The organism is Burkholderia sp. RF7-non_BP4 (genome assembly GCF_001521935.1).
Classification (GTDB): Bacteria; Pseudomonadota; Gammaproteobacteria; order Burkholderiales; family Burkholderiaceae; genus Burkholderia; species Burkholderia diffusa.
Genome location: NZ_LOTA01000061.1, coordinates 1 through 1429, shown reverse-complemented (window position 1 = coordinate 1429; position 1429 = coordinate 1). Strand labels below are relative to the sequence as shown.

The 1429-nt window shown below is 62.6% G+C and carries 1 protein-coding gene; it reads left to right on the top strand.

Annotation, left to right across the window (positions count from 1 at the left end; all coding sequences use genetic code 11):
- A partial coding sequence (locus WS49_RS36410) for a hypothetical protein (RefSeq protein ID WP_306453909.1) occupies positions 1-1429 on the top strand: 1429 nt, incomplete at both ends.

Sequence of the window (1429 nt, the reverse complement as noted above, 5' to 3'; positions counted from 1 at the left end):
TCTTCGCCGACGACAGGCCGGTCGATGTGGAAGTCGACAGCGAAGCGACCGAGCTATCGGTCGAGCTGAGGCCTGTGGACAGCGAGTTGATACCCGTCGAGGTCGAAGTCGAGAGCGACGAAATCGAGCTGTTCGCCGACGAGAGACCCGTTGACGTGGAGGTCGACAGCGAAGCGACCGAGCTATTGGTCGAGCTCAAGCCCGTGGACAACGAGTTGATGCCGGTCGACGTCGAAGTCGAGAGCGAAGCGACAGAGCTGTTGGTCGAGCTGAGGCCGGTCGACAGCGAGTTGATACCGGTCGAGGTCGACGTGGACAGCGAAGAGATCGAGCTATTCGCCGACGAGAGACCCGTCGACGTGGAGGTCGACAACGAAGCCACCGAGCTGTCGGTCGAGCTGAGGCCCGTGGACAGCGAGTTAATGCCGGTCGAGGTCGAGGTCGAGAGCGACGCCACCGAACTGTTGGTCGAGCTGAGTCCGGTCGACAGTGAGTTGATGCCCGTCGAGGTCGACGTCGAGAGCGAGCTGATCGAGCTGGTGGCCGACGACAGACCCGTCGACGTGGAGGTCGAGAGCGAAGCGACCGAGCTGTCGGTCGAGCTGAGTCCGGTCGACAGCGAGTTGATGCCCGTCGAGGTCGACGTGGACAGCGAGCTGATCGAGCTGGTTGCCGACGACAGACCCGTCGACGTGGAGGTCGACAGCGAGGCGACCGAACTGTTGGTCGAGCTGAGGCCGGTCGACAGCGAGTTGATGCCCGTGGAAGTCGACGTGGAGAGCGAGCTGATCGAGCTGTTCGCCGACGACAGGCCGGTCGACGTGGAAGTCGACAGCGAAGCGACCGAGCTATTGGTCGAGCTCAAGCCGGTCGACAGCGAGTTGATACCCGTCGAGGTCGACGTGGACAGCGACGCAATCGAGCTATTCGCCGACGAAAGACCGGTCGACGTGGAGGTCGACAGCGAGGCGACCGAACTGTTGGTCGAGCTGAGGCCGGTCGACAGCGAGTTGATACCGGTCGAGGTCGACGTGGACAGCGACGCAATCGAGCTATTGGCCGACGACAGACCCGTCGACGTGGAAGTCGAGAGCGACGAAATCGAGCTATTCGCCGACGACAGACCGGTCGACGTGGAGGTCGACAGCGAAGCGACCGAGCTGTTGGTCGAGCTGAGGCCCGTGGACAGCGAATTGATGCCGGTCGAAGTCGACGTGGACAGCGATGCAATCGAGCTATTCGCCGACGAGAGACCCGTCGACGTGGAAGTCGACAGCGAAGCCACCGAGCTGTTGGTCGAGCTAAGCCCCGTCGACAACGAAGTGATGCCGGTCGACAGCGACGAGATCGCGCTGCTGGACGACGACACCGTCGTCGACAGCGAATCCACGACGGAATTGGTCGCGAAGAGCTGGGAGCCGTTGATCGC